This is a genomic window from Streptomyces sp. NPDC002690 (assembly GCF_053592415.1).
In genome coordinates, this window is record NZ_JBSFVR010000454.1 from 1 (window position 1) to 5,226 (window position 5,226).

General features: G+C 75.6%; 5 protein-coding genes and 1 pseudogene. 2 read left to right on the forward strand and 4 right to left on the reverse strand.

Annotation, left to right across the window (positions count from 1 at the left end; translation table 11 throughout):
* Positions 1–400 (forward strand): annotated as a pseudogene (locus ACWD3D_RS33100) (regulator); the annotation flags it as partial.
* A 51-nt stretch (positions 401–451) separates the two neighbouring features.
* On the opposite strand, the gene ACWD3D_RS33105 reads toward ACWD3D_RS33100, so the two are convergent.
* Both ACWD3D_RS33105 and ACWD3D_RS33110 read right to left on the reverse strand, forming a co-directional pair.
* Positions 452–1,798, reverse strand: a complete 1,347-nt coding sequence (locus ACWD3D_RS33105; RefSeq protein WP_451464421.1) for an NAD(P)/FAD-dependent oxidoreductase — start codon at positions 1,796–1,798, stop codon at positions 452–454.
* 173 nt (positions 1,799–1,971) lie between these two features.
* Positions 1,972–2,871 carry a TIGR01777 family oxidoreductase gene (locus ACWD3D_RS33110; protein WP_451464422.1) on the reverse strand — a complete coding sequence of 300 codons (900 nt, stop codon included), beginning with the start codon at positions 2,869–2,871 and terminating at the stop codon, positions 1,972–1,974.
* 72 nt (positions 2,872–2,943) lie between these two features.
* Between ACWD3D_RS33110 and ACWD3D_RS33115 the strand changes: the two genes are divergently transcribed.
* Positions 2,944–3,480 (forward strand): N-acetyltransferase family protein, encoded by a 537-nt coding sequence (locus ACWD3D_RS33115; protein ID WP_451464423.1) that lies wholly within the window; start codon positions 2,944–2,946, stop codon positions 3,478–3,480.
* Between the two features lie 15 nt (positions 3,481–3,495).
* Here the strand turns inward: ACWD3D_RS33115 and ACWD3D_RS33120 are convergent, their stop codons facing one another.
* Positions 3,496–4,017, reverse strand: a complete 522-nt coding sequence (locus ACWD3D_RS33120) for a DUF4240 domain-containing protein (RefSeq protein WP_451464425.1) — start codon at positions 4,015–4,017, stop codon at positions 3,496–3,498.
* A gap of 78 nt (positions 4,018–4,095) precedes the next feature.
* A complete protein-coding gene (locus tag ACWD3D_RS33125; RefSeq protein WP_451464424.1) occupies positions 4,096–5,100 on the reverse strand; it encodes a helix-turn-helix transcriptional regulator in 1,005 nt (334 codons plus the stop codon).
* Positions 5,101–5,226: the final 126 nt, after the last annotated feature.

The window sequence follows — 5,226 nt, forward strand, 5'->3', positions numbered from 1 at the left end:
CGCGGAGCGCGCCCTGGAGGCCGCGCGGCCCGGCGACGAGGCCCCGCACTGGGCCCGCCATTTCGACGAGGCCCAGCTCGCCGACGAGCTGGCGCACTGCCACCGGGACCTCCAGCAGTACCGGGCCGCCGCCCTGCACGCCGAGCGCTCGCTCCAGCTGCGCGCGCCCGCGTACGCCCGGAGCAGGCTCTTCTGCCGGGTGGTTCTCGCCTCGGCCCGGCTCGGCCTCGGCGAGCTCGACCAGGCCTGCCTGCTGGGCGCCGAGGCGGCCCAGCAGGCCCGCGAGATGCGGTCGGTCCGGGCGACGGAGTACGTACGCGAGTTCGAGCGCAAGCTGGAGCCCTACCGGGACGCGGCGGCGGTCCGCGGGTACCGCGAGCAGATCGCGGCCCTCGGCTGACGGGCCGCGACCCCGACTCCGCCACGCCCCCACCGGGACGGGCCGAGGCGCTCAGGCGGCCCCCGACAGCGTCGCCCCCGGTTCCGGTACGTACCCCGGGCCCGCCCCGAGATCGGCCAGGATCGCCTCCGCCGCGCGCCGCCCGGAGTGCAGGGCGCCCCGCAGGCTGCTGGTGTCCCGGTGGTCGCCGCACACGTACAGCCCGGCGAGCACCCGGACGGGGCGGCTCGGGTCGTGCGGCGGTGTCATGACCGGGACCGCCTCCGGGGTGTGATGGGTGGCCAGCAGCTCCCAGTCGTCCGTGGGCGTCCCGTACAGCGCCGTCAGATGGCCGCGCACCGCACGGTCGAGGCCGGGCGGCGGGGTGCCGAGCACCGCGGACGTGATGAGCGCGCGGCCCTGCGGCGCACGGCTGGGGTCGATCTCGCTCATCACCGCCGAGTACGCGACCGGACCCGCCCCGCCCGCCTCCAGCACCAGTGAGGCGCCCGTGCCGGGAGGGGCGGGGGCGGTGTGGTGAAGCACCGTCACCGGATGGAAGCCGGGCACCCGCAGACCGGGCAGCAGTTCGGCGGCGGCTCCCGCGCCGGTCGCCACCAGCAGCGCCCGGCAGCCCAGCTCGCCGTGCTCCTTGGTGGTCACGGACGTGGTGTCGGCGGCCGTCACCTGGACGTCCGTCCGCACGGTGCCCGGCGGCAGGGTGGAGGCCAGCAGTTCGGGCAGCGCCGCCGAACCGCCCTCGGGCACCCGGAGCCTGCCACGCGCCCAGTCGCGCAGGACGAGTTCCGCGACCCGGCTCGACACTCGCAGCTCCGGATCGCTGAGCAGGGCGGCGAGCAGCGGACGGAGGAAGCCGTCGACGGTACGGGCCGGCAGCCCGCGCGCCGTGAGCGCCGACTCCGCGGACCGGTCCGGCTTGGCCATGATGCGGGCGGTGGAGGTGGCGGAGAGCCGGGCCAGCGCCGAGCCGAGCCGGGCCCGGTCCAGGGCCTCGCCCACCGCACCGCCCCTGCCGGACGCGGCGGCCCGGTCGGCGCCGACGGGGGCGCTCGAACGGGCGCGCACGGGCCTGAACGCGCCCCTGGTGCTTCGTATGCCGCCGGCGCGATAGTGGCGGCCGGCGTTGTGGACCACGACCGCCGGATCGAACTCGCGGAGCACCAGGCCCGACAGCCCGGGTATGTCCCCGAGTTCCTCCGGCACGCTGCTCAGCAGCGGACCGAGACGGTCGAGCCGGAACCCGTCCACTTCGTCCGTGGCCAGTCTGCCGCCGATGCGCGGTGTTGCCTCCAGGACGCTGACGCTCACCCCCGCCCGTACGAGAAGGTGGGCGGCTGACAAGCCGGCTGTACCGGCTCCGATGATGACCACGTCCGCGTGGTGTGCCGGGTTACGCACATGCCCTCCCCGAGTGGTGCGAGCGGTGGGAGGCTCATGCCCCCAACCGGCTACCGGAATGCCCGAGTTCGCCAAAGAGGCTAGGAGGATGGCCGATACCTGGACAGTGGCCAGGAAGCAGGCACCGGTGCACGGGGTCGCACGCGCGCCCCCGGGGGGCCGGACGGGGTCCGTCAGCCGAGGGCCGCGCGGACGGCGCTGTCGACGCCGGGGAAGGCGAAGGTGAAGCCCGAGCCCAGCAGCTTGCGCGGGATCACCCGCTGGCTGCCCAGCACGTCCTCGGCGAAGTCGCCCAGCGCGAGGCGGAGCGCCGGGGCTGGGGCCGTGAAGAAGGTGGGCCGGTGCAGCACCCGCCCCATCGCCGCCGTCACCTCGGCGTTGGTGACCGGATCGGGCGCGGTGAGGTTCACCGGCCCGGACAGGGACTCCGTGTCGAGCAGATGCCGCAGGGCGGCGACGTGGTCGTGCAGCGCGATGAAGCTCCAGTACTGGCGGCCGTTGCCGAGCCGCCCGCCGAGCCCGGCCTTGAACAGCGGGAAGAGCTTGCCCCAGGCGCCGCCGCCCGAGGCGACGACCAGCCCGGTGCGCGTGTGCACGGTCCGGATGCCGGCCTCCTCGGCGGGCGCCGCGGCGGCCTCCCACTCCTCGCACACCGAGGGCAGGAAACCCTCGCCGGGCGGGGCGCTCTCGTCGACCGCGCGGTCACCGGTGTCGCCGTAGTAGCCGATCGCGGAGCCCGAGACCAGGACCTTGGGCGGAGCGTCCAGCGAGGCCAGGGCCTCCGCGATCGCGGCGGTGCCCAGCACCCGGCTGTCCCGGATCTCCTTCTTGTACGCCTCGGTCCACCGGTGGTCGCCGACCCCGGCACCCGCCATGTGCACGACCGCGTCGCAGCCGACCAGCCCGGCCACGTCGACGTACCCCCGGTGCGGGTCCCACTCGACCTCGTCGCCCGACTTCGCGGGCCGGCGCACCAGGCGGGCGACCTCGTGCCCGTCGGCCCGCAGCGAGCGCACGAGCGCCTCTCCGATGAGTCCGGTCGATCCGCTGACGGCGATACGCGAGCGCTCCATGGGCCCATCCTGCCCCATGGAGCCCTCCGATCCCCCCGATCGCCCCGGAACCGGCATGGCACAGTGGCGCCCATGCACACCCTTCGCCTCCACGCCATACGCCCGGCGCTCCTCTCCGACGAGGAGGCACTCGCCGCGCTCGACCGGGAGACCTGGTCGACCCTGCACTCCGTGCAGCCCCGCCCGCAGCCGCCGTACCCGCCGTTCTTCGACGAGCGCCACTCGCCCCGCGACCTGCTCGTCGCCGAGACGGTGGCCGACGGCGGGCGGGCCGATGCGGATGTCGCCGAGGCGCCGGGCGTCGCCGGGTACATCCGCCTGGTCGCACCCACCCCGCTCGCCTGCCACCAGCACGTCCGGCAGATCCAGGGCCTCGCCGTCGCCGCCACGACCCGCGGGCTCGGCATCGGGCGGGCGCTGCTGCGCGCCGCGTGCACCGAGGCGAGGCGCCAGGGCGCCAACCGGATCACCCTGCGCGTCCTCGGCCACAACGGGCCGGCCCGCGCGCTGTACGCCTCCGAGGGGTTCGCCGTGGAGGGCGTGCTGCCCGGCGAGTTCTTTCTGGCGGGCGGGTACGTGGACGACGTGCTGATGGGCCGCGCGCTCTGACGGCGGCGGGGCCGCTCAGGCCGCGCCGAACCGTTCCCACAGAGCGGGCAGGCGGGTCGCCAGCACCTCTTCGTTCTCGAACGAGAAGGGCACACCGGCCGGTTCGCGGGCCTGCGGGGGAAGTCCCAGGTCCGGTGAGACGACCCCGGTGAGCTGCTCGTACGCCTCGTCGGCGGCGTAGCCCAGCTCCTCGCCGTCCCCGTCGACCTCCTCGTCGAAGTCGTCCAGGAGTTCGGCCAGATCATCCGGGTCCTGGAGCGCGCCCTCGAACACTTCCCGGCCCCGGCCGATCAGCCAGCAGCGGAAGTAGTCGAAGGCGTCGTCGCTCGCGCCGCCGAGCAGCAGAGCGGCGGCGCCCCACAGGTCCCAGCGGTACGCGCGGTGGTAGCGGGCCTCGAAGTGCCGGGCGAAGTCGAGCACGGTCTCGGGATCCAGCCGGACCAGCCGCTCCACGAGCAGCTCGGCGTGGTCCTCGGGGTCGCCCTCGGCGGCCTCACGGGTGCTGTCGATGAGCTCCCAGAACTCCGTCTCGTCCATCACGAGTACAGCATCGGCTCCGGCGGCTGCCCACGCACGCGGAGCCGCCGGGTCCCGGTGACGGGCTCGGCCCCGGCCTCAGCGGTAGCGGCCGTGCATCCGCGCCGCCGTCTCGCGGAAGCGCTCGCGCAGCGCGGGCGGCGCCAGCACCTCGGCCTCCGCGCCCAGCGCCAGCAGCTGTTCGTACGCCACTTCGGGGGACTCCACCGGCAGGGTGACCGTGCGCCACCCGTCGCCGTCGGGCTGTCCCGCGGCGGCCAGCGCCTCCTCGGCGGCGGCCCGGTCCACCAGGTGCGGGAGCCGGCCCGCGCCGGCCCCGGAGACCCGTACGGTCACCTCGGTACGGAGCAGGGAGCGGGCGAACCGCGCCGACCGCTCGGCCCAGAACCCGGCCAGGTCGAAACCGGGGTCCCGTACGAACCGCCCGCCGTCCGGCTCCGCCGCCACCTCCACCGAGACGAACCGGTCGACCCGGTACACCCGGAAGCCGTCCCGGGCGGAGGACGCCTCCACCGGGTCCGCGCCCCGGGCGCAGAGGTACCAGACGCCCGCCTTCAGCACGAGCCCGTACGGCAGCAGCATCCGGTCCGCCTCGGCGTCGCCCCGGCGGTAGCGGGCCCGGACGGTGAGGTCGTCGCGGACGGCCCGGGCCAGGGCGGGCAGCAGCGCCGGGGCCACCGGGTCCTGGAACCAGCCCGGGGCGTCCAGATGGAAGCGCCGGGCCACCGTGTCGGGGGCGTCCCGCAGCGAGGGCGTCAGGGCGGCGGCCACCTTGAGCCGGGCGGTGGACGCGGCGTCCGTCAGGCCCAGGTCGCGCAGCGCGGTGGGCAGCCCGGAGAGGAAGAGCGCCTCGGCCTCACCCCGGGCGAGGCCGGTGAGGCGGGTGCGGTAGCCGTCGACCAGGTGGTAGCCGCCCGTACGACCGCGCTCCGCGTACACCGGTACGCCCGCCCCGGAGAGCGCCTGCGCGTCCCGTAGGACGGTCCGCTCCGACACCTCCAGCTCCGCCGCCAGCTCGGCGGCGGTCATCCCGGGCCGGGACTGGAGGAGCAGCACCATCGTGATCAGTCGGGCGGCGCGCATGCTCCCATTCTCGCCGAGGACGCGCCGCGCGGACCACGCCGGAAAACGCCGTGGCCCCTCCGGTGTCCGGAGCCTTCGTGCATGATCGGTGCGGCACCCCGACCTTCCATGGCGGGGATGCGTCAC